This window comes from Neorhizobium fuzhouense (genome assembly GCF_042611105.1).
GTDB lineage: Bacteria > Pseudomonadota > Alphaproteobacteria > Rhizobiales > Rhizobiaceae > Neorhizobium > Neorhizobium galegae_A.
In genome coordinates, this window is the sequence record NZ_JBHFFP010000009.1 from 34261 (window position 1) to 54633 (window position 20373).

A 20373-nucleotide genomic window follows, 5' to 3' on the forward strand; every position below is an offset into this window, starting at 1 on the left:
GCCATGGATGATGCCCTTGATCGGCTGCGCTCCGACGCCATCGCCACGGCAGCCGGCACCGTCGTTTACGTGCTGCCGGAGGAAGGGCCTCACGGCCGGCCCGTCTCGCTGATCGAGGGCTTCATCCCGCTTCTCGTCAATTTCACCGATGAGGACAAGGCGGCCAAGGGCTTGCGTGTCTTTGCCGATGGGGCGCCGCCCCCTGTCCCGCAGCATTTCTCGGCTGTTGAAATGGTGCGCGACCATGCCCTCTTGCTGCTGACCGGCGAAAGCGGCGCCGGCAAGACGAGTTTTGCGCGCCACCTTGCCTGGCAGATCGCGGCTGGGGAGAACGCTGCGCGGATCATCGTGCGCAACGAGGCGGGCGACATGGCCGCGGAGGTTTTCGACAGCCGCAACCTCGTGCCGCTGGTGATCGAGGCCAAGGCCGGCTTTGCCCTGACGGCGCTGATCGATGATCGCCTGCCGGGTCTCTCCGACCTGTTGACCAGTGATGCGTGGCGTAACGGCAGTGCCTCGCTGCTGCTGATCGTCGACCGTATCGACGCTCTTCATGCGGCGGGACCGCAGATGATCGATGAGGTGCGACGGTTTCAGGCGGTAACCCCGCATCTGCGCGTTCTTCTCCTCGGGGATAGCCGGATCGTTCGCGACTGGTCCCTGCCCGCCGATCTGCCGCGCCATGAACTTTTGCCGCTGCTCCAAAGCCAGCGGCGGGCGGCGGCGCCGGAAATGCCCTTAACTGCGCTCTCGCCCATCACAGCCAATCCGGCCCTGTTCGGCGCCCGGCTTGAAATCCAGCCGCAGACGGAGCCCGAAACGGAAGAGGCTTTGGCCGATGCCTGGGCCTATGCTCTTTCCCGCCAACTCGGCGTCGCACCGCTGGCGGTGATCCGCGAGGCTTTGGCCGGCCTGACAGACCGTGCCTTCGAAAAGCATGACGGCATCGTCAAAAGACTGGCAACGGGCGGCCGACGGGTCTCGACGCTTCTTGCCGCTCACGAACTTTATCTCTACCCACCGGCAGAGGCCGTTGCGCTCTACCGGAGCAATCCGCTGGATGTCGAGCCACTGATGCAAGCCCTGGCGCGCCGGCTGCTTGCAAACGGACGCGAAGTTGCGCCGCTGCTTGAGCCGCTGATGGGCGGATCGGGCGACATGCCCTTCCAGGGTGCACTGCTCGCCACCGAGTTTCTGCCACAGGCGCCGGAGCTTCACCGGCATGCCTTGCCGCTTCTTCTCTCCATTGTCGAAGACGGCCGCCTCTCGGCCTATCGCCGAGAACGGGCAGCACGCGCTCTCTCCCGTCTCTCAGACCCGCGCGACCTGCAGGCGCTTGCCGATATCCCCGGCGGCGCCTTCACCTTCGGATCGGCAACCCATCCCAATTCCACCCCTGCCCATCCGGTCACGGTCGACGCCTTTCGCATCGGACGCTATCCCGTCGTCAATGCCGATTACGCCCGCTTTGTCGCAGAGACCGGCCGGCTGTGGCGAAGCCCCGAGGCAAATGACCCCGAGCGTCGCAATGCACCGGCAACCGACCTCACCTGGCATGATGCGAACGCCTACTGCGCCTGGCTGACACTGAAGTGGCGCGCCGAAGGGCGAATTTCCGCAGAGGACGTGGTGCGCCTTCCCACAGAACCCGAATGGGAACGGGCAGCCCGCGGCGACCAGCCGGATGCGGGCGACGAGACCATCGTCTATCCCTGGGGCATAGAATTTGAGCCCGATGCCTGCAATTCGGAAGAAGCCGGGTTCAACCGCACCGTGGCGGTCGGGCTGTTTCCGAAGGGCCGTTCTCCCTTCGGCGTCTACGACATGGCGGGCGAAGTTTGGGAATGGACGACGACGCTCTGGGGCGACGACATGACGACACCGTCCTTCCAGTATCCGTACCGTGACGACGGGCGGGAACACTTGAAGGCCGGCCCGAAAATCCGGCGGGTGTTGCGCGGCGGATGTTTTTCGAGCGGAAAGCTGAAAGCCTGCACCACCTATCGCGGCAGTCTGGAGCCGGACGGTTTCTGGCGCGGCAACGGCTTTCGCATCGCCGTGTCGCCGCGGCGGGCCTGAAGGATCGTCAAAGCATGATCGGCGGCGGCAGGCGCGGTTTGAAGGACCGCGTCTATTGCCGCTGTTTCGTTTTTCCGTAAGATCAGGCAAAAGCCACAGGGTGGAATATGTTGCTGTCTGCACGCCAGGTCGAGATCATGGCCCTTGCCAAGGAGCATGGGAGGGTGCTGGTCGACGAACTTGCGGCGCGCTTTGCCGTGACACCGCAGACCATCCGCAAGGACCTCAATGATCTTTGCGAAACCCGGGCGCTGAACCGCATCCATGGCGGTGCTGTTTTTCCCGGCGGCAACGAGAACGTGAAATACGAAGCGCGCCGCTCCATGGCGGCTGCCGAAAAGCAGGCGATCGGACGGGCTGCTGCGGCCATGATCCCGAACAATTCGTCGTTGTTCATCAATATCGGCACGACCACCGAGGCTGTCGGTGATGCGCTGGTCGACCACGGCAGCCTGATGGTCATCACCAACAATATCAACGTTGCCAATAATTTACGGGTCTTTCCGGCGATCGAGGTGGTGATTGCCGGCGGTGTCGTGCGGGGCTCGGACGGTGGCATTGTCGGAGAGGCTGCCGTCGATTTCATCCGCCAGTTCAAGGTCGATTATGCAGTGATCGGTGTCTCGGCCATCGATGAGGATGGTGCCCTTCTGGACTTCGATTTCCGCGAGGTGAAGGTTGCGCAGGCGATCATCGCCAATGCCCGCCATGTCATCCTTGTTTCGGATGCCTCGAAATTCGAACGCACCGCGCCCGTGCGCATCGGCCATATCTCGCAGGTTCACACCTTTATCTGCGATTATTGCCCATCAGAGAGTGTCCGGGCGCTGTGCGCCGCGCAGGATGTCGTCCTCATCGAGACGACGCAGCCGACCGAGTCTGCGAGCAGCGCTTAACTTTCGCTTCGCATTCATCCGGTTTCGCTTGATGGATGACCTTGCGATGCGCCCAAAGCAAGACCGGAGCGCCCTGACAGGCAGGTCGCTCCGGTTTTCAGATGAGGCCCGGCGTTTGGTTGCCGGGCCGGTCTTCAGTCCCTGTCAGGGCGCAAGCGACGCCTTGATCTTGGAGACCTCCTCGGCCTCCATCTGGCCGAGCGTGGTGACTTCGCCGTCCTTGATCTTCCACAGGCGGAAGGGGCCGGTGATGTCGCCATACTTGTCGAAGGAGACCGGGCCGATCACGCCTTCATACTTGACCGGCTTGCCGTCCTTGATGAGCTTCAGCGCCTTTTCGAACTCCGCCTTGCCGGCATGGATCGGCGTGCCGCCTTCCGCCACCACCTCGGAAATCGCGGTCTTGATGGCGGCCTTGTCCGCCTTGCCGGCCTTGGCGATGGCGAGCGCCACGATGGCACCGGCATCATAGGAGCGGTCGGCGGCCGGCGCGCCCGGCGAAATGCCGCCGGAGAACTTTTCGTAATTGGCGTTGAAATACTCGGTCGAAGCGGTCGGGCTGGTGCCGGACGAGGTACCATAGGCATCGTTCAGATACTGTGCGCCGACGCTTTCGATGAAGTCCTTGGAGTTCATGCCGTCATTCAGCAGGAATTTTGCAGCGCCACCGCCGGAAAGCCAGGCGCGGGCGATCGTTGCGCCATCGACCGGCGTGCTGACGAGGTAGAGCGCGTCCGGATCGCCCTTCATCGCGGCACTTGCTTCCGACGAATAGCTGGCCTGCTTTTCGTTGTAGGGCGTGGTGGAGGTGATCGTGCCGCCAAGCTTGGCATAGGCGGCGGTGAATTCCTTCACCATGTTGACGCCGAAATCGTTGTTGACGTGGATGATGGCGATCTTCTTCAGGCCCTGGTCGAGAGCGTATTTCGCCGCCGCTGTGCCCTGCAGCGCGTCCGACGTGATGGTGCGGAAGAACACGCCATTCGTCTTGCCGTCGCGGCCAAGCGCCGTCAACGTCGGCGAGGACGAGGCGGGCGATACCTGCACGACGCCCGCCGGCGCCGTCACCGAGGTGAGGATCGGGATCGACACCGACGAGATGATGCCGCCGATGATGACCGGCACCTTCTTGATGTTGACGAGCTGGGTGGCCTGATCGACGGCCACCGTGCCCTGGCTCTGGCTGTCGCGGGTGTCCATCACCAGCTTGCAGCCGCCGACGCCGCCGGCATCGTTGAAATCCTTGAAGGCCATTTCGACGGACTTGGCGCCCGCCTTGCCGTATTCGCCGGCAGGGCCGGTCAGTTCCATGACGACGCCGACGGTGATGTCGCAATCGGCGGAGAAGGCCGGGAGGGCCGAGACGGCAAGCCCTGCCAGCATGGTGGATGCAAGAACCAGTTTTTTCATGTCATTCCCCTTTGTTCAGATTGTATTTCATGATGCTGCCGTGACGTCCGTTGCGGTCGCGTTCAAGCGTGTAGACGTCACCCTCCAACTCCTTCGCCTCGGCCATCACGGCCTCGATATCGGAGAGATCCTTGTCCGACAGGGTGATGTCGGAAATGGCAAGATTGGATGCCAGATGATCGCGGTTGCGCGCGCCGACGATGACGGCGGCCACACCGGGACGCCGCAGCATGGCGGCGCTGGCGATGGTTGCGATATCGGTCTGGTGGCGGTCGGCGATGCGCCGCAGTGTGCCAAGCAGTGCCTGGAACAGGTCCCAGCCGCCGATATCGTCGATGATAAGCTTATACTTGGTGAGCGACCGGTTCTCGAGCGGATGCACAGGCTCGGCAATGCCCAGCCACTTGTCGCTGAGGAAGCCGCCAGCCACCGTGCCGTAGCAGAACAGCGCGAAATCATGCTGGGCGGCGAGCGATATCATGCGCTTTTCCGGCCGCCGGTCGAGCAGCGAATATTGCAGCTGCAGCGAGGCAAGCGGAATGCCGGCGGCGATGAGCGCTTCGATATGGTCGCTGTCGAAATTGGTGCCGCTGACCTTGTCGATCTTGCCGGCCTGCTGGAGCTCTTTCAGCCAGCCAGCCGTCTCCAGCCAGCCGTCGATGTCATAGGCCCACCAGTGGAACTGCACGAGGTCCAGCCGTTCGAGGTTCAGCCGCTTCAGCGAAGTGTCGATGACGCCTTCGACGTAAGCCTTGCTGATGGTGGGCAGTACCGTAAGGTCCGGCACGAACTTGGTATGGACGCGAATGCGGCGCAGCGCCTCTTCACCGCGAAGGTCGCGATAGGCAAGACGGAAGCGGCCGATCAACTCCTCGACGCCTGTATAGATATCGGCACAGTCGAAGGTGGTGATGCCGGCATCAGCGAAGGCCACCATGTCGTCCACGGCGACGGCCGGATCGACGGCGCCGTGCCCGCCGGCAAGCTGCCAGCCGCCGCGGATGACGCGGGAGATTTCATAGCCGGGGGCGAGCGTGATGCGTTGCATGGGATCAGTCTTCTCTCAAGGGAACGGCAGTGGTTTCGGCATGGCTGAAGCGGCGAAGCCCGGTGCGGCGAATGCGCAGCCGGGTTGCGCAGTTCGGATCGGGACAGGCGATATCCGCGTCCGTCGTCATCCAGTCATGCGGATGGGTGGGGCGCTGCTTGGCGGCCAGGAGCGGCAGCACGGAAGCGAGCGAATAGATCGAGATGCCCTGCCCCGGCGGCAGATACAGCATCTCGCCCTTCAGCTCGAAATGATCGCCGGGCTTGGCACCGCAATAAACGGGTCCGTCTTCCGGGACCACGACCTCGACATGCAGGTCGAAAAGTTCGAAGCTGTCATCCTTGCTCATGCCGCCTCCTCGCCGCTCGCCAGTCGCGCCCGAACGAGATCGAAGGAACGGCCGATATCGTTGGCGAGCGCCTGCATGGCCGTCTCCGCATCGCCGTTCTCGATCGCCTCGATCATCGCCCAGTGATGGTCGGTCGCGGCAAGGCCACCCTGTTCGTCATGGATCTGCGCGGCGGCCCGAACCACGGGACCCGATTGCAGCCACAGGCTTTCGACAATCGGAATCAGCACATGCGAACCGGCGGCGCGATAGATGTGGAAGTGGAAGCGCTGGTTGAACTGCGAGGTGACGGGGCCGATGTCCTGACCATGCTCTTCGAAGGCATGATCGCAATCGTGATTGATCTGTTTGAGGATTGCGATGTCCTCGGCGCTGAGATTGGGCAGGGCAAGCTGGACGAGGCGGCCTTCGATCAGCACGCGCGCACGCTCCAGATCGTCCAGCCGCTGGCGGGTGATCAGCGGCACGCGCACGGTGCGGTTCGGCATGGCCTCCAGCGCCTGTTCCGAGACGAGGCGGCCGAGCGCTTCACGCACCGGCATGGTGCTGGTCTGCAGCCGTTCGGCCAGATCAACGATCCGCAGCGGATCGCCGGCGGCAAAGCCGCCATTGATCAAGGTCTGGCGCAACTGGCCATAGACGCGATCCTGAACGGTTTCCCGTCCGACCGGCGTCAGCGCCTCGACGCTGTTCAAGTGTGTTTCCGTCATCCCTGCCTCATGCATCAGCCGTTCAATTTTCCGGTTGATTTTCTTTTAGGCTTAAAGTTTGATCAAACATCATACATCAAATCAAGACCCAATTTTCATGATGACCGCAAGCGCAATTCCACAAAGCTCTGCCCACCCTCCCCCGATGATCGAGGCGAGACGCCTGACCAAGCGGTTTTTCGGCATGACGGCGGTGGACGGCATGTCGCTGACGGTCGGGCGTCAGGAGATGGTGGGCCTGATCGGCCCGAACGGGGCCGGCAAGACGACGATGTTCAGCCTGATTGCCGGCAGCATGCAGCCGACCTCCGGCGAATTGTGGATCGCCGGCCGCGAAGTCTCCCGCGAGGCCCCGGAAAAGCGCATCGGCCATGGCTTGGCCCGTACTTTCCAGATTCCAAAGCCCTTTGCCGAAATGAGCGTGCTGGAGAACCTGCTGGTCGGCGGGCAGCGCCAGCAGGGCGAAGGCCTGATCGCCAACTTCTTGAAGCCGGCGGCGGTGCGTGCTGAGGAAAAGGCGCTGATCGAAAAGGCGCGCGGGCTTCTCGACTTCGTCACCCTCTCCCACCTCGAACATCAGCCGGCGCGGGTGCTGTCCGGCGGGCAGCGCAAGCTTCTGGAACTCGCCCGCGTGCTGATGGCCGATCCGGACGTGATCCTGCTCGATGAGCCGGCCGCCGGCGTCAATCCGGCGCTGCTGGAGGTCATCATCGAGCGCGTCATCGCGCTCAACAAGCAGGGTAAGTCGATCCTGCTGATCGAGCACAATATGGACATGGTGTCGCGCCTCTGCACCCGCGTCGTTGCCATGGCGCTCGGCAGGCTTCTGGCGGAAGGCACGCCTGCGGACGTTGCCTCCAACCCGGCGGTTATCGAAGCCTATCTCGGAGGCGGTGCATGACAGCCCCCATTCTTTCGACCCACGGACTTGTGGCCGGCTACGAGCCGGACCTGCCGATCGTGCGGGGCATCGATTTTTCCGTGTCGAGCGGCGAACTGGTGGTGCTGCTCGGTCCGAATGGTGCTGGCAAATCCACCTTCGTAAAGGCGATTGCCGGACTGGTGCCGATCCATGCCGGCACGATGATGCTGAACGGGCGCGACATCACGCATGTCAGCCCGCACCGCAAGGTGGCGGAGGGGCTGGCCTTCGTCCCGCAGACGGAAAACGTCTTCGCGACCATGACCATTCTGGAGAACCTGCAGATCGCGGTCGCGCATCTTTCGAAAGCAAAACGTGGCGCCGCCATCGAGGCGCTGTTTGCTCGCTTCCCGGATCTGGCAGCCCGGCCCTCGCGTCTGGCAGGCGCGCTGTCCGGCGGCCAGCGGCAGATGCTGGCGGTGGCGCGCGCGCTGGCGCTTGATCCACCGGTCATCATCCTCGACGAGCCCTCGGCCGGCCTTTCGCCCAAGATCGTCAGCGAGGTCTTCGACATGCTGAAGGCGATCAATGCCGCCGGCGTGACCGTGCTGCTGGTGGAGCAGAACGTGAAGGCAGCACTTGCGATTGCCAGCCGTGCCGTCATCCTTGCCGAAGGCCGCATTGCCCATGAAGGCCTGCCGGAAGAACTTGCCAGCGATCCGCTGGTCGGAAAGATCTATCTCGGCACCGCGCATGGCCATCAGGGGGCGCCCGCATGAACCCGCAATTCATCATGGACGGCCTGATTGCCGGTGCGATCATCGGCCTCGGTGCAGTCGGCGTGACGCTCACCTATTCCATCCTGCGCTTCTCGAATTTCGCCCATGGCGAACTGTTGTCCTGGGGCGCCTATCTGGCGCTCGCGGTTGCCGGTGCGCTCGGCTTCCTGTCGGCAGGCCTGACAAAGCCCATCGCGCCCTTCTCCTTCGGCTGGGCGCTGCCCATCTCGGCCGTGATCGCGATTGGGCTGACGGGCCTTCTGGCGCTGGCGGTGGATGCCCTTCTCTTCTCCAGCTTCCGGCGGCGCGGCAGCGCGATCATCATCATGGTGATGGCAAGTTTCGGCGCGTCGCTGGCACTACGCAGCCTCTTGGAATTCCTGTTTACCTCGAAGCCCGCCTATTTCACCAAGGCGCTGCAGATTGCCATGAAGCTCGGCGGCGGTCTTCGCGCCACGCCGGACCAGTTGCTGATGCTGGGGGTGGCGCTGGTCGCCGTCGTCACCGTGCATCTTTTGATGACGCGCACGGATATCGGCCGCGCCATGCGGGCGGTCAGTGAGAATCCGGCGCTAGCCAGCATTGCCGGCATCGATGTGCGCCGGGTGATCCGTACCGTCTGGTTCCTCGGTGCTGCTCTCGCCTGCGTCGCCGGCATCATGAGCGGGCTCCTGATCCAGATCCGCCCCTATCTCGGCCATGACCTGCTGCTGCCGCTGTTTGCCGCAGCCATCCTCGGCGGCATCGGTTCGGTGCCGGGCGCGATGCTGGCCGGCCTCATCATCGGGCTCTGCGAGGCGCTTGCCGTGCAGGCGGTGGGGGCGGAATGGCGCGCCGCCGTCTCCTTCGTCATCCTCATCGCCGTCCTCCTCGTGCGTCCGCGCGGCCTGTTCGGGAAAGCGTCATGACCCTCGATATCCTCGCCTATGCCGCCTTCTTCCTGTCGATGGCGCTGACCTATGCGATCATCTGCCTAGGCCTCAATGTGCAATGGGGCATGACCGGCCTGTTCAATGTCGGCATTGCCGCCTTTGTCGCGGTGGGCGCCTATACCTCGGCGCTTCTGACCACCCCACCGAGCCCGGACCGTTTCGGCGGTTTCGAACTGCCGATCTTCGTCGGCTGGCTGGGGGCGGCGGTGACCTCCGGCCTGCTCTCCTGGGCGGTCGGGGCGCTCACCATCCGGCTACGGTCCGATTACCTGGCAATCGCCACCTTCGGCATCGCGGTTACCGTACAGCTCTGCATGCTGAACCTGCAGCCATTGACCGGTGGCCCCTTCGGCATCGGCTTCATTCCGCGCCCTTTCGCCGATCTGCAGGACAATGCGCTTGCGTTCAGCCTCGCCAATTTCGCGGTCATGGCGATCGTGGTGCTCGCCCTTTATCTTGCGCTTGAACATCTGGCGAAAAGCCCGTGGGGCCGCGTGCTGCGGGCCATCCGCGAGGATGAAATGGCGGCGCAGGCGCTTGGCAAGCGGCCGATCCGCTTTCGCCTGCAGGCCTTTACGCTCGGCGGCGCCATCATGGGGCTTGCCGGTGCGGCACAGGCGCATTTCATCGGCTTCATCGCGCCGGACAATTACATGCCGATCCTCACATTCCAGGTCTGGGCCATGCTGATCGTTGGCGGGTCCGGCAACAATCGCGGCGCGATTGCCGGCGCCATTCTCGTCTGGGGGCTCTGGGCGCTGTCAGCGGCTGCCGTCTCCACCTTCGTGCCGGCAGAACAGCAGGCGCGCGCCGCCTCGCTGCAGATCGTCGCCATCGGCGTCGGCCTCTGCCTCATGCTTCTCTGGCGCCCGCGCGGCCTGTTCGGCGAGGTCAGTCCGCTGACCCGCCTGAAATCGCTGCGCAGCGCCCCATCCAAGGCCCCATTCAAGGAATGACCCTCATGCACGCCCGTCCCGAACGCACCCTTCTTGCCCCCGGTCTGGAGATCAGCCGTCTCGTCTGCGGCCTCTGGCAGGTGGCCGATATCGAGAAGGATGGCACGACCATCGATCCCGAACAGGGCGCCGATGCGCTGGAGGCCTATGCCCGCGCCGGCTTCGACACCTTCGACATGGCCGATCATTATGGCTCTGCCGAAATCATCACCGGACATCTGCTGAAGCGGTTTCCGGCAGGCAGTGGTAAGCCGCGCGCCTTCACCAAATGGTGCCCGGAACCCGGCGTGATGACCCGTGACATCGTGCGGCGCGGCGTGGAAGAGCGGTTGCAGCGCCTCGGCGTTGAAAAAATCGACCTCTTGCAGTTCCACTGGTGGACCTTCGAACATCCGGCCTGGCTCGATGCGCTCCACGAAATGCAGGCGATGAAGCAGGAAGGTTTGATCGGCGCGCTCGGCCTCACCAATGTCGATGCGGCGCATCTTTCGCTGGCGTTGGCCGATGGTATCGAGATCGCCAGCAACCAGGTCTCCTTCTCGCTGGTCGACCGCCGCGCCGCCGGCGCCCTGTCGGATCTCTGCGCCAAAAGCGGCGTGAAGCTTCTCGCCTATGGCACGCTCTGCGGCGGCTTTCTTTCCGAAAAGTGGCTCGGCCAGCCGGAGCCCGCCTCCATTGCCGACTGGAGCCGCTCGAAATACAAGCGCTTCATCGATACGGCCGGTGGCTGGGAGCCCTATCAGGCGATCCTGCGCGCCGCCTCCGAGATTGCGAGGAAGCATGGCGTCTCGCTGTCGAACGTCGCGAGCCGTTGGGTGCTGGAGCATCCGGCGGTGGCGGCCACCATCATCGGCGCGCGGCTTGGCGAAAGCGAGCATCGCGACGACAACCTCAACGTCTTCCGGTTCGCGCTGGATGCGGAGGATCACGCCCTGCTGGATGCGGCTTTTGCAGGCACGAAGCCGATCCCCGGCGATTGCGGCGACGAGTACCGCAAGCCGCCCTTCCTGACGGCCTCCGGCGATCTCAGCCATCATCTCGATGCCATCCCGTCCGTCTATCAGGCCGAGCCGGTGCCGGGTCGCCCGGGCCGCCTGCGGGTTTCCTCCGGCAGCATCTGGGAGCCGATCGCCGGCTACAGCCGTGCGGTCCGGATCGGCAACCGCGTGCTTGTCTCCGGAACAACGGCAACCCACGGAACCGACCGTTGCGTGGCGCCCGGCGATGCAGGCGCGCAGGCGACCTATATCCTCGACAAGATCGCCGCTTCGCTCAATCCGCTGGGCGCCAAGATGGAGGATGTTGTCCGTACCCGCATCTACCTGAAGGATGCCGAAAAATGGGAGCCGGTGTCGCGCGCGCATGGTCGCGTGTTCGGCACGGTGCTGCCGGCCAATACGCTGATCGAGGCCGGCAACCTGATCGGCGATTATGAGGTGGAGATCGAGGTGGAGGCCATCGTGGAGGCGTGATTGCCACCTCATTCCCTCTTCTTTCGCATGACGGCGCGGCCAAACTGCTATAACGGCGAAGAAGACCTGTTCGTCACACCGCAAGGACCCCATGCTATGGCACCTCCGCCCCGCCGCCCCGTCAATCCGAAGGATGCCGCCGAAGCCCTGTTCAAGCCGGTAAAGAAACCGGTCGCGCCGGCGGTCGAGCGCCCGCGCGTGCCGAATGCCAAGGAACTGGTGTCTTTGAAGATCGACAGCGACATTATCGCCTTTTATCAGGACGGCGGTCCCGGCTGGCAGGATCGCATCAACGACGCGCTGCGAGCGGCGATGATCTCCCAGATCTGACTGCAAATTTCCGCTGCGCCCTTGTGAGACGCACGGCGTCTCCTCCCGTCGGGCGGGCCGCTCACGCGGGGTCGTCAGTTATTGAGGACATATGTCATGCACATTCTCGTCACGGATAGCGCATCGGCCGAAGATGTCGCCGCCATTGGCAGCCAGCTCTCGGCATTCAACGAGCAGGATGTCGGGCCGGCCGATCGGCGCGCCTTGAGCGTGCTGGTGAAGGCGCCGGATGGCACGCTGGCGGCTGGCCTCAACGGCTATACGGCCTGGGGCTGGCTTTATGTGCAATGGCTCTGGGTCGGGGAAAGCCTGCGTGGGCAGGGACTGGCGGGCCAGATGCTGCAGGCCGCGGAAGACGAGGCGCGCGCACGCGGCTGCGGCGCCGCCTTTATTGACACCTTCAACCCCGCCGCCGAAAAAGCCTATCGGCGGCAGGGCTATGAGGTGTTCGGAGAGCTTGCAAATTTCCCCGCCGGCCGCCGCCGCACCTTCTTACAAAAGCGCCTGTAGAGCAGCTGCCCCCTAACCGTGCTGCCGTTTGCCTCAGGCTTGCGTCCACTCAGGCAGCCAGTCGCGGTGGGCCAGGAGCAGATCGTCCACCAGCGACCAGATCTGGTCGAGGTCAAGCTCGGCGGCCGTGTGCGGGTCCATCATCGCGGCATGGTAGATATGCTCGCGGTTTTCGGTGGTGAGCGCCCGCACCGTCAGTTCCTGCACGTTGATGTTCGTGCGCATCAGCGCCGTCAGCTGCGGCGGCAGTTCGCCGATATAGGTGGGCTGGATACCGTTATGGTTGACAAGGCACGGCACTTCGGCGGCACACTCGGCCGGCAGCGAGGTGATGCAGCCATTGTTGCGCAGGTTGCCGTAGATGACCGAAGGCTCGCCCGTCCACACCGAATTGATGATGGAGGAGGCATATTCCTTCGACTGGCTGACCTCGATCTTGTCGGCCGAGCGATAGGTTTCCGCCTGCCCCTTCCAGCGGGCGATCTGCTCGATGCAGCGTTTGGGATATTCATCGAGCGGAATGCCGAACTTTTCGATGAGATCCTCACGGCCTTCCTTGATGAAATAGGGCGTGTATTCGGCAAAATGCTCCGAGCTTTCCGTGACGAAATAGCCAAGCCGCGTCAGCATCTCGTAGCGCACCTTGTTGGGGCAGCGCGGGTTCCAGCCGGGCTTTGGCGCCCTGCCCTCGCGGTAGCCGCGCAGGAGGTCCGGATAAAGATTGCGATAGCTGCCGTCCTTCTGGCGATGCTCGAATTCGAGGAAGAAGGCCATGTGGTTGATGCCGGCGGAGCGGTAGCGGATCTCGTCGTAGGGAATGTCGAGATCGTGGGCGAGCTCCATCGCCGTGCCCTGCACCGAGTGGCAGAGACCGACCTGGCGGATGGAGGGATATTTTTCCGCAATCGCCCAGGTGTTGATCGCCATCGGGTTCACATATTGCAGCATGATGGCATTCGGGCAGACCGCCATCATGTCCTCGCAGATCTTCCAGAGGTGCGGCACGGTGCGAAGACCGCGCATGATGCCGCCGACGCCGAGCGTGTCGGCAATCGTCTGGCGCAGGCCGTATTTTTTCGGCACTTCGAAATCGGTCACCGTGCAGGGCTCGAAACCGCCGATCTGGAAGGCGACGACGACGAAATCCGCCCCTTCGAGCGCCTTGCGCTGGTTGGAAAACGTTTCTGCCGTCGCCTTCACCCCAAGCGTCGCAATCAGCTTGTTGACGACGATGGCGCTTTCCTCCAGCCGCTGCGGGTTGATGTCCATGAGCGCAATGCGCGCTTCAGACAGCGCCGGGCGCTGCAGTACGTCGCCGACGATGTTTTTCATGAACACCGTCGATCCCGCGCCGATGAAGGTGATTTTCGGTTGTCCTGCCATGTCTTCCTCCGGCATGTCCGCCCTCAGGCGATTTGAAAAGTTTCTGGAGGATCTCGCGATATCGGGTCGCCCGTCACCGAGGATAGCGTTTCTGACGCCGATCCGAACCGGTCACGTGGCCGGCAGATCGGCAGACTGGACATCATCAAAAGACGCGACGATATCCGCTACGAACCGGCCTAAAACCTCTGGAAAAACCGGGCCATGCGGACACCCCTTTCCGGATGTCTGCACAGAACCTCCCCCTCCAGCGGCGATTATGCCTTTATTTGAGAGCCGGGCCAGATGAGGATTATGCTTTCACGGGTAATTTTGTGCTGCAAGATTTGATCGACCGTGGTCCCGCCGTCCGCACGGATTCGCTGTCGGGCGGTCGCCACACGTTGCACAACCTGCGCAAGGTGTGAGGGGACGCCGGCCGTCAGACCCGGTTGCGGTCTGACGGGTAAAAGCAAGCCGCATGCAGATGTCAGGCGGCAGAAGGCGTCGTGCCGCTTTGCGCTAGCGCTTCTGCGACGGCCAGATCGGCCATGGCAAGGGCCGCTTGCCGGGTTTTTGCCGCGGCAATGAAACGGCCATTGTGACAGAAGCTTGCCCCGACGACGCCGCAGGCCTCCTCCAGCGCACTTCCGGTCAGGCCCGCCCAGGAAGCCGGCAGATCGGCGCGCAGCTCGAACCCCTCGTCCGTGCGGCGAATGCCGGTCAGGCACCAGTCCTTGTCGCGCGGATGGACGACGAAGAGCAGGTGATCGGCACCGGCCTTCACCACGGCCGGGCGGAACGGCATGCCGGACGGCAGTTCCAGAATGCGCCCCTCTCCCGCCTGTTCAATGGCCAATTGCACGATGGCTTCGGCACGAAGCTTTGCGGCCTGTCGGGCCATCGCCGCTTCCACGAAGCTGCGCGCAATGGCAAGGGCTGCCTGAAAGGCCCGCTCGTCGGCGTCTGGCGCCTTGTCGTCGAACACCGGCTTCAGGGTTTCGAGCAGTGCCGGCAGGGTGAGCGCGGAAAGCGGCCCGGCCGTCGAAGGATCAATCGCGCCATTGTCGAGGAGATCGACAGGCAGCACGAAATTTTTGTCGAAAGAGGCATGCACCGTGTCGAGATGCGGATCGGAAATACCGCAGGCGCTCAGATAATCGCGGCCAAAATGCTTCCAGATCAGCCCGAAGGAGCTGTAGGGCTTGCCATCCTCACGAAGCGGCGCGCCGCGCTGGTGATGGTCGAAAATGCCGGCGCCGGCATCATAGGCGCCGCCGACATCGTAGATGATGCGGTCGCTTTCGGGTGTGATCCATTCGGGTGCACGGCTGCGCACGAGGCGCGCCTCAGGAAAAAGCCGGGTGAGGATGACGCTCGACAGCAATTCGTCGGCATGGAAGCCACCCGAATGGGTGACAAGGAATTGAGGGTTCATGCCGCTTTGGCCTTCGGTTCGAAACGCAACGGGGGTGCAGGCGACCGGATAGCCATTGTTGGCGGGGATCTCAACCCTTCTGCCGCAACTTGAAGGAATGGGAGCCGCGGCTCAGGCGATCCGGGTAATCTCAAGCTCCTGTTCGCCGAGAAGCGCCACATCGCCCAGCCGCTTGCCGAGAAGCAGTTTTGCGACCGGTGAGACATAGGAGATGGATCCGGTGCCTGGATCGGCCTCGTCCTCACCGACGATGCGGTAGGTCTGGGCGCGGCCATCGTCGCGGCGGAAGCTGACGGTGCTGCCGAAGGCAACCGTTTCCGACGATGTGGGATCCGGCATCACCTGGGCGGTGTGGACGCGTTCGGCAAAATAGCGCAGGTCGCGTGCCGGGCCTGCCATCTGGCGTCGCCGTTCGTTGACGTCCTCGATCAGGCTTGCCGCGTCATGAGCGGTGCGCGCCTCCTGAAGCTTTTGCTCCAGTGCCTGCAATCCGCTTTGCGTGACAAGGTTGGGGTGGGGCGAGATCACGCGGTCCGGCAGCTGGGTTTCGGCCGCTGTTTCCGCACTCTCTTCCTTGACGAAGGCAACACTCACGCTTCAACTCCCGTTACGGACAGCCGCGGACGCAGCGTCAGGGGCCGCGACCACGCGGCCGGATCCCTCCCATATAGGGTGTCAGCGCCAAAGATGCACCCATGACCCGGTGAAACGGGACGGGGGCTTCTACCAGACGAGACCGCGGGCAGCCACTTCTTCCACGCGCGTCACTACGCCATTGCGGTGAAAGGTCATGGTGTTGAAGAGGTTGGAGATGACGCAGGTGTGGTTCGGCACGATGCGCACCTTTTCGCCGATCTCCGGCCGGATGCCGTCGACGCGCGACAGATCGACCACGCCGTGTTCCTCCGAAAGCCCGGTGATCACCGCATCCGGATATTCGACGATCAGGCCGTAATCGGAAAAGCCGAGGAGATCAGACGTCAGCGCCTTGGAGCCGGCGTCGAGCACGGCGCGATCCGGTGTCGGTCGCGACACGACGGTTGCCAGCACATGCATGGCGCAGTCATCCAGCGTGCAATGGCCGGCCCGCACCATCGAGCGGTCGTTGTAGATATAGGTGCCGGCGCGGTGCTCCGTGGCGGACGGCACCAGATGGGCGGAAAACAGGCTCGGCGTGCCGCCGTTCGAACGGATGGCGCAGTCGATGCCGTCAATGGCAAGATAGCCCATGGTGGCGATGAAGAAATATTCGACGGCCTCTTCGCCGTTCGCCTTCGGATAGGTCATCAGGCCGCCGAAGCGCAGGCTCTTGCTTGCCCAGATGCCGCGGGCAAGGGCCGCCGCTTCATCGGGCGTCTGCACGCCGCAGCGGCCGGCGCCGGTGTCGCATTCGACAAGAACGGTGAGCGGCTTGCGGCCGGTGAAATAGGCCGAAAGGCCGGTTACCGTCACGATGCTGTCGGCAACCACCTTGAGGCCCGAAATCCGCTCATTGAGGGCCGCAAGCCGCGCCAGCTTTTCCGGCCCCAGAATGTTGAAGGTGATGAGAATGTCTTGAAAGCCGGCATCCGCAAAGATCTCCGCCTCGGTGATCTTCTGGCAGTTGATGCCCGTCGCCCCCGCCTCAACCTGCTGGCGGGCAAGGGCCGGGATCTTGTGCGTCTTGATATGCGGGCGAAATTTCAGCGAATGGCTGTCCATGTAGGACTGGACGCGCAGGATGTTGGCGGCAAGCCTGTCCTCGTCGATCACCGGCAGCGGCGTGGAGAGAGATGACAGCGCATCGCCGGGCTTTGCCGTGGGAAGTTCAGGCGGAAATGTGCTGTCCAGGTCCATGTCAGGCGGCCTCCGTGCCATGCGGGTCGGCCATGATAGGCCAGATGTCGCGGCGCGCCCGCCGGTAAGGGTTGGTCGCCGGGTTGTTGGGATAAGGCGATCCGGCCGAGCAGTAAAGGATCTCGCTGGCAATGCGCGAGAAGGCCGCATAGAAATGGTTGGTGGATTTGATCACCAGCAGCTGCTTCTGTGTCGGATCGATACCGAGCGCCGTATAGAGCGAGGGATCATAGCTCTGGACCCTGACCGAGCTCAGGATCACGTCGATGCCCTCGAGATGGATATGGGCGGCATCGCCAAAGGGGGCGATACTGTCGCCAAACCGCATTTCGGCGTTGCGCACCAGTTTCACCACCTTCACGATGCCGTCGATCGGGTGGCCGGTACCGGGCGCGGATTTTGCCCCGAAACGCAGCGGAATCTCGGCGCCTTCGCCCGCTGCCATGCAGATCTGCACGGCAATCGGATCCCAGATCATGCCGACAGCGGCATTGGTGACGCTGCGCACCAGAAGCTCGCCGAGAACCACCGTTGCATCGCCCGCCGTGCCGCCGCCCGGATTATCCCACATGTCGGCAATCACCACCGGGCCCTTCTCGATTTGAAGCGCCCGTGTCACGGCCTCCTTCTCGTCCATCGAGGGCATCATGAAGGTGCCGCGCTTGGAAAACAGCTCAAGCCCCAGCGCGCGCGCCAGATGCTGGCCCTTTTCCGCCTTGCCATCGGTCACGGCAATGGTTTTCGTCCCCATTTCGGGCACGTCACCGGCCATGAAGCCATGGATGACGGACAGCGACAGCACGTCCGGGTCGTCTGCCTCGATCTGCTTGATCTTGTCGACGAAGGAGCGCATCGGCTCGCGCGAGGTCGGAAACACGTCGATCATCCGGCAATCGAATACCGACATGACTGGTTTTACGCGGCCCTCCAGCGTATCGACGGCGATACGCCACAGATCTTCGGCGCGATCGACGAAATCCGTATGGGGAAACTCCTTGAAGACGACGAAGAAATCAGCCGCCGCTACGCGTTTTTGCGTGAGGTGGCTGTGCGGATCAAGCTCGGCGCAAAGAAGTATATCCGGCCCGATGATGTCACGGATGAGCGTCAGAAAGTCGCCTTCCGGATCGAGATAACCGTCGGCAACCATGGCGCCATGCAGCCCGAGCACGACGGCATCGACGGGCATGGCCGCCTGCAACTGCGCCAGGATCTCGTCGCGCAGGCTCTCATAGGCCTGCCGGTTCAGGAGACCCGCCGGATCCGCCCAGGCCGCCGTGCCCTCGATCAGTGTCCAGCCTTTTTGCGCGCAGACCTTCCGCCCGACGGTGATCGGTGCGGTGCAGAGCGTCGGCGTTTCCGGGTGTTCTCCAGGAGGCGCATAAAGCGATTCTTCGAACGCCCGGCGATCGACGCAGATCGGCGAAAAGGTGTTGGTTTCCGTGGCAAGGGCGGCCGTAAAGATGCGCACAGGGTTTGCTTTCTGGTGTCAACACGAGGGAACTTGGTCAGCGGGACCGGACTGAATGAGAAGATCAGCCCATCGGGTTGGGCAGATAACCGGTAAAGCCGGATATTTTCCAGGCTCCCTCGTGACGGCGGCAGTAATAGAGCGTCTGCCAGCGCATCACGTCGAGGGTGCCGTCGGCCTTTCGGATGCCGCCATCGAATTTCTTGCGCACCAGGGCCGTGTCGCCAGAGACTTCGATCTCTTCCAGCGTGGTGGTGGTGAAGATGGCAACGCGCGGATCTTCGCCATAGGACTGCTGCGCAAAATCTGCCGCCTGGCGCAGCCATTCCTCGCGGTAGGCGGCAAGGGTCGGAAAGGCCAGACGCCAGTTGTCGGGATTGCCGTCGCGATTGCCGGAAATGCCGATAAAACCCTCTTCGACAAAATCATCCGCGACCATCGACCAGTCGGCGGCGAGAAAAGCGTCGATATCGCGCGGCACCAGCATCTGCCAGATGGCGTGGCGGGCTTCGTCTTCAGGCGGAAAGGGATTCTGGAAGGGATCGCGCATCGGGGCCTCTTGTCTAAATTCTTTTCATGACATGCGAAAAACTCTGGTCAAAATCCGAGGATTATGGTCCAGTGTCAACAATCGAAGAAAATAATTTGCATGAGGGCCGTATGACCATCACCCGTTACGGTGCAGAAAAAGCCGGCGCCGGCGGTCAGAGACTGCCATTTGCGCGCGCCGTGGAAGCCGATGGCTGGCTGCACGTCTCCGGCCAGGTGGCCATGGAGGATGGCGAGATCATCTCCGGCGGCATTGTAGAGCAGAGCCACAAGGCGATCCAGAACCTCATCGCCATTCTGCACGAAGCAGGCTATGGCGTCGAGCATGTCGTGCGCTGCGGCGTGTGGATCGACGATCCACGCGATTTCTGGAGTTTCAACAAGATCTACCAGGGCTATTTCGGCGAGCACCCGCCGGCGCGCGCCTGTGTTCAGGCCTCCATGATGGTCGATTGCAAGGTCGAGATCGACTGTATCGCCTACAAGCCGAAATCCTGATTTCGGATCCGGGGAGGTCGCATGGATATTTTCGAGACGATACAGGAAGACCGCGACCAGTTCTCGCCGTCCGAACAGCGTATCGCCGATATCCTGCTCGATCATTTCGACTTTGCCGTCAACGCCTCGATCATCGAGCTGGCCGAGCGGGCGGAAGTGTCGCCGCCCACGGTCACCCGCTTCTGTCGCCGGCTCGGCTGCCAGAGCTTTTCCGAATTCAAGGTGCGGCTGGCGAAAACCGCCTTCATCGGCGTGCGCTACCTCAATCCGGGCGCCAAGAGCACGGAACCGGCGGATGTCGCCGAGGATGTGTTTACCAAGGCGCAGAACGCGCTCTTCATGATGCATCGGGCGCTGGACGCTGCCCTCCTGGATCGCGTGGCCGAAAAGCTGTCGCGGGCGCAGATGATCTATGCTTTCGGCTCCGGCGGCAATTCCTCCATGGTGGCGAGCGAGCTGCAGAACCGCCTGTTTCGCCTCGGTTCGCGGGTGACGGCCAGCAATGACCACAATATGCAGCTGATGCTGACGGCCGCCGCCCAGCCTGAGGACGTTATCATCGGCTCCTCCTTTTCCGGCCGCAATGCCGAATTGGTGCGCTGCTTTACCCTTGCGCGCGAAAACGGCATCGGCACGATTGCGCTCACCCAGAGCAACAGCCCCGTTGCCGCCGCAGCCGAGCTGGTGATCGGGATCGACCTGCCGGAGGGCGAGAATATCTTTCGCCCCACCTCCACCCGCTTTGCCTTCCTTGCCGTCATCGACGTGATCGCCAGCCTCGTTGCCTATCGCAACCGAAAGCGCTCCACCGTCACCCTTCGCCACATCAAGCAGCAGCTGGTCGAGCACCGCGACGGTGACGACCGGCAGATCCTCGGAGACTAGT

At 63.1% G+C, this 20373-nt stretch carries 21 protein-coding genes; 11 read left to right on the plus strand and 10 right to left on the minus strand.

What is annotated here, in order from left to right; all coding sequences use genetic code 11:
• Positions 1-3 precede the first annotated feature (3 nt).
• Positions 4-2079, plus strand: a complete 2076-nt coding sequence (locus ACEXP3_RS16280; protein WP_377298221.1) for an SUMF1/EgtB/PvdO family nonheme iron enzyme — start codon at positions 4-6, stop codon at positions 2077-2079.
• Between the two features lie 107 nt (positions 2080-2186).
• Entirely contained in the window at positions 2187-2975 is a 789-nt protein-coding gene (locus ACEXP3_RS16285) for a DeoR/GlpR family DNA-binding transcription regulator (protein WP_210106468.1), read from the plus strand.
• 144 nt (positions 2976-3119) lie between these two features.
• Here ACEXP3_RS16285 and ACEXP3_RS16290 read toward each other — a convergent pair whose 3' ends face one another.
• From ACEXP3_RS16290 to ACEXP3_RS16305, 4 genes are read right to left on the minus strand one after another with little or no spacing between them, the layout of a single operon-like run.
• Positions 3120-4385 carry an ABC transporter substrate-binding protein gene (locus ACEXP3_RS16290; protein WP_377298222.1) on the minus strand — a complete coding sequence of 422 codons (1266 nt, stop codon included), beginning with the start codon at positions 4383-4385 and terminating at the stop codon, positions 3120-3122.
• A gap of 1 nt (position 4386) precedes the next feature.
• A complete protein-coding gene (locus tag ACEXP3_RS16295) occupies positions 4387-5433 on the minus strand; it encodes an aldo/keto reductase (RefSeq protein ID WP_377298223.1) in 1047 nt (348 codons plus the stop codon).
• Positions 5434-5437: 4 nt separating this feature from the next.
• Complete coding sequence (locus ACEXP3_RS16300) at positions 5438-5782, minus strand: TIGR04076 family protein (RefSeq protein WP_142880562.1); 345 nt, start codon at positions 5780-5782, stop codon at positions 5438-5440.
• Positions 5779-6492, minus strand: coding sequence for a GntR family transcriptional regulator (locus ACEXP3_RS16305; RefSeq protein WP_377298224.1), 714 nt, complete (start codon positions 6490-6492; stop codon positions 5779-5781). Before ACEXP3_RS16305 ends, ACEXP3_RS16300 begins: the two co-directional genes overlap by 4 nt.
• Before the next feature lie 100 nt (positions 6493-6592).
• On the opposite strand from ACEXP3_RS16305, the gene ACEXP3_RS16310 reads away from it, so the two are divergent.
• The 7 genes from ACEXP3_RS16310 (at position 6593) to ACEXP3_RS16340 (ending at position 12333) form a co-directional block, all read left to right on the plus strand.
• Positions 6593-7393 (plus strand): ABC transporter ATP-binding protein, encoded by an 801-nt coding sequence (locus tag ACEXP3_RS16310; RefSeq protein ID WP_377298372.1) that lies wholly within the window; start codon positions 6593-6595, stop codon positions 7391-7393.
• Positions 7390-8133, plus strand: a complete 744-nt coding sequence (locus tag ACEXP3_RS16315; RefSeq protein WP_377298225.1) for an ABC transporter ATP-binding protein — start codon at positions 7390-7392, stop codon at positions 8131-8133. The genes ACEXP3_RS16310 and ACEXP3_RS16315 overlap by 4 nt, the downstream gene beginning before the upstream one ends.
• A complete protein-coding gene (locus ACEXP3_RS16320; RefSeq protein WP_142880559.1) occupies positions 8130-9041 on the plus strand; it encodes a branched-chain amino acid ABC transporter permease in 912 nt (303 codons plus the stop codon). Before ACEXP3_RS16315 ends, ACEXP3_RS16320 begins: the two co-directional genes overlap by 4 nt.
• Positions 9038-10021, plus strand: coding sequence for a branched-chain amino acid ABC transporter permease (locus ACEXP3_RS16325; RefSeq protein WP_377298226.1), 984 nt, complete (start codon positions 9038-9040; stop codon positions 10019-10021). Before ACEXP3_RS16320 ends, ACEXP3_RS16325 begins: the two co-directional genes overlap by 4 nt.
• A 5-nt stretch (positions 10022-10026) precedes the next feature.
• Complete coding sequence (locus ACEXP3_RS16330) at positions 10027-11493, plus strand: aldo/keto reductase (RefSeq protein WP_377298227.1); 1467 nt, start codon at positions 10027-10029, stop codon at positions 11491-11493.
• A 96-nt stretch (positions 11494-11589) separates the two neighbouring features.
• The gene (locus tag ACEXP3_RS16335) at positions 11590-11823 is read left to right on the plus strand and encodes a BrnA antitoxin family protein (protein WP_377298228.1); all 234 of its coding nucleotides are present in this window, start codon (positions 11590-11592) and stop codon (positions 11821-11823) included.
• Between the two features lie 96 nt (positions 11824-11919).
• Positions 11920-12333 (plus strand): GNAT family N-acetyltransferase, encoded by a 414-nt coding sequence (locus ACEXP3_RS16340; protein ID WP_377298229.1) that lies wholly within the window; start codon positions 11920-11922, stop codon positions 12331-12333.
• A 33-nt stretch (positions 12334-12366) separates the two neighbouring features.
• On the opposite strand, the gene ACEXP3_RS16345 is transcribed toward ACEXP3_RS16340, so the two are convergent.
• The 6 genes from ACEXP3_RS16345 to ACEXP3_RS16370 all read right to left on the minus strand — a co-directional run bounded on the left by ACEXP3_RS16345 (position 12367) and on the right by ACEXP3_RS16370 (position 18990).
• Positions 12367-13716: an alpha-glucosidase/alpha-galactosidase gene (locus ACEXP3_RS16345; protein ID WP_377298230.1), complete on the minus strand. Its 1350-nt coding sequence runs from the start codon at positions 13714-13716 to the stop codon at positions 12367-12369.
• Positions 13717-14185: 469 nt separating this feature from the next.
• Positions 14186-15133 carry an MYG1 family protein gene (locus ACEXP3_RS16350; RefSeq protein WP_377298231.1) on the minus strand — a complete coding sequence of 316 codons (948 nt, stop codon included), beginning with the start codon at positions 15131-15133 and terminating at the stop codon, positions 14186-14188.
• Between the two features lie 111 nt (positions 15134-15244).
• The gene (gene greA, locus ACEXP3_RS16355) at positions 15245-15727 is read right to left on the minus strand and encodes a transcription elongation factor GreA (protein WP_377298232.1); all 483 of its coding nucleotides are present in this window, start codon (positions 15725-15727) and stop codon (positions 15245-15247) included.
• A gap of 129 nt (positions 15728-15856) precedes the next feature.
• A complete protein-coding gene (locus tag ACEXP3_RS16360) occupies positions 15857-16969 on the minus strand; it encodes a D-TA family PLP-dependent enzyme (RefSeq protein ID WP_377298233.1) in 1113 nt (370 codons plus the stop codon).
• 1 nt (position 16970) lies between these two features.
• Positions 16971-18440 (minus strand): M81 family metallopeptidase, encoded by a 1470-nt coding sequence (locus ACEXP3_RS16365; RefSeq protein WP_377298234.1) that lies wholly within the window; start codon positions 18438-18440, stop codon positions 16971-16973.
• Positions 18441-18504: 64 nt separating this feature from the next.
• Positions 18505-18990 (minus strand): hypothetical protein, encoded by a 486-nt coding sequence (locus ACEXP3_RS16370; protein WP_377298235.1) that lies wholly within the window; start codon positions 18988-18990, stop codon positions 18505-18507.
• A 110-nt stretch (positions 18991-19100) separates the two neighbouring features.
• Here ACEXP3_RS16370 and ACEXP3_RS16375 point away from each other — a divergent pair, with 110 nt between their 5' ends.
• Positions 19101-19487, plus strand: a complete 387-nt coding sequence (locus tag ACEXP3_RS16375) for a RidA family protein (RefSeq protein ID WP_210106452.1) — start codon at positions 19101-19103, stop codon at positions 19485-19487.
• A gap of 21 nt (positions 19488-19508) precedes the next feature.
• Positions 19509-20372 (plus strand): MurR/RpiR family transcriptional regulator, encoded by an 864-nt coding sequence (locus ACEXP3_RS16380; protein WP_210106451.1) that lies wholly within the window; start codon positions 19509-19511, stop codon positions 20370-20372.
• Position 20373: the final 1 nt, after the last annotated feature.

Bases quoted from the DNA above. Each gene is read 5' to 3' on its own strand.
- ACEXP3_RS16280 (WP_377298221.1), top strand. From the start codon at position 4: ATGGATGATGCCCTTGATCGGCTGCGCTCCGACGCCATCGCCACGGCA.
- ACEXP3_RS16285 (WP_210106468.1), top strand. From the start codon at position 2,187: ATGTTGCTGTCTGCACGCCAGGTCGAGATCATGGCCCTTGCCAAGGAG.
- ACEXP3_RS16290 (WP_377298222.1), bottom strand. From the start codon at position 4,385: ATGAAAAAACTGGTTCTTGCATCCACCATGCTGGCAGGGCTTGCCGTC.
- ACEXP3_RS16295 (WP_377298223.1), bottom strand. From the start codon at position 5,433: ATGCAACGCATCACGCTCGCCCCCGGCTATGAAATCTCCCGCGTCATC.
- ACEXP3_RS16300 (WP_142880562.1), bottom strand. From the start codon at position 5,782: ATGAGCAAGGATGACAGCTTCGAACTTTTCGACCTGCATGTCGAGGTC.
- ACEXP3_RS16305 (WP_377298224.1), bottom strand. From the start codon at position 6,492: ATGACGGAAACACACTTGAACAGCGTCGAGGCGCTGACGCCGGTCGGA.
- ACEXP3_RS16310 (WP_377298372.1), top strand. From the start codon at position 6,593: ATGACCGCAAGCGCAATTCCACAAAGCTCTGCCCACCCTCCCCCGATG.
- ACEXP3_RS16315 (WP_377298225.1), top strand. From the start codon at position 7,390: ATGACAGCCCCCATTCTTTCGACCCACGGACTTGTGGCCGGCTACGAG.
- ACEXP3_RS16320 (WP_142880559.1), top strand. From the start codon at position 8,130: ATGAACCCGCAATTCATCATGGACGGCCTGATTGCCGGTGCGATCATC.
- ACEXP3_RS16325 (WP_377298226.1), top strand. From the start codon at position 9,038: ATGACCCTCGATATCCTCGCCTATGCCGCCTTCTTCCTGTCGATGGCG.
- ACEXP3_RS16330 (WP_377298227.1), top strand. From the start codon at position 10,027: ATGCACGCCCGTCCCGAACGCACCCTTCTTGCCCCCGGTCTGGAGATC.
- ACEXP3_RS16335 (WP_377298228.1), top strand. From the start codon at position 11,590: ATGGCACCTCCGCCCCGCCGCCCCGTCAATCCGAAGGATGCCGCCGAA.
- ACEXP3_RS16340 (WP_377298229.1), top strand. From the start codon at position 11,920: ATGCACATTCTCGTCACGGATAGCGCATCGGCCGAAGATGTCGCCGCC.
- ACEXP3_RS16345 (WP_377298230.1), bottom strand. From the start codon at position 13,716: ATGGCAGGACAACCGAAAATCACCTTCATCGGCGCGGGATCGACGGTG.
- ACEXP3_RS16350 (WP_377298231.1), bottom strand. From the start codon at position 15,133: ATGAACCCTCAATTCCTTGTCACCCATTCGGGTGGCTTCCATGCCGAC.
- ACEXP3_RS16360 (WP_377298233.1), bottom strand. From the start codon at position 16,969: ATGGACCTGGACAGCACATTTCCGCCTGAACTTCCCACGGCAAAGCCC.
- ACEXP3_RS16370 (WP_377298235.1), bottom strand. From the start codon at position 18,990: ATGCGCGATCCCTTCCAGAATCCCTTTCCGCCTGAAGACGAAGCCCGC.
- ACEXP3_RS16375 (WP_210106452.1), top strand. From the start codon at position 19,101: ATGACCATCACCCGTTACGGTGCAGAAAAAGCCGGCGCCGGCGGTCAG.
- ACEXP3_RS16380 (WP_210106451.1), top strand. From the start codon at position 19,509: ATGGATATTTTCGAGACGATACAGGAAGACCGCGACCAGTTCTCGCCG.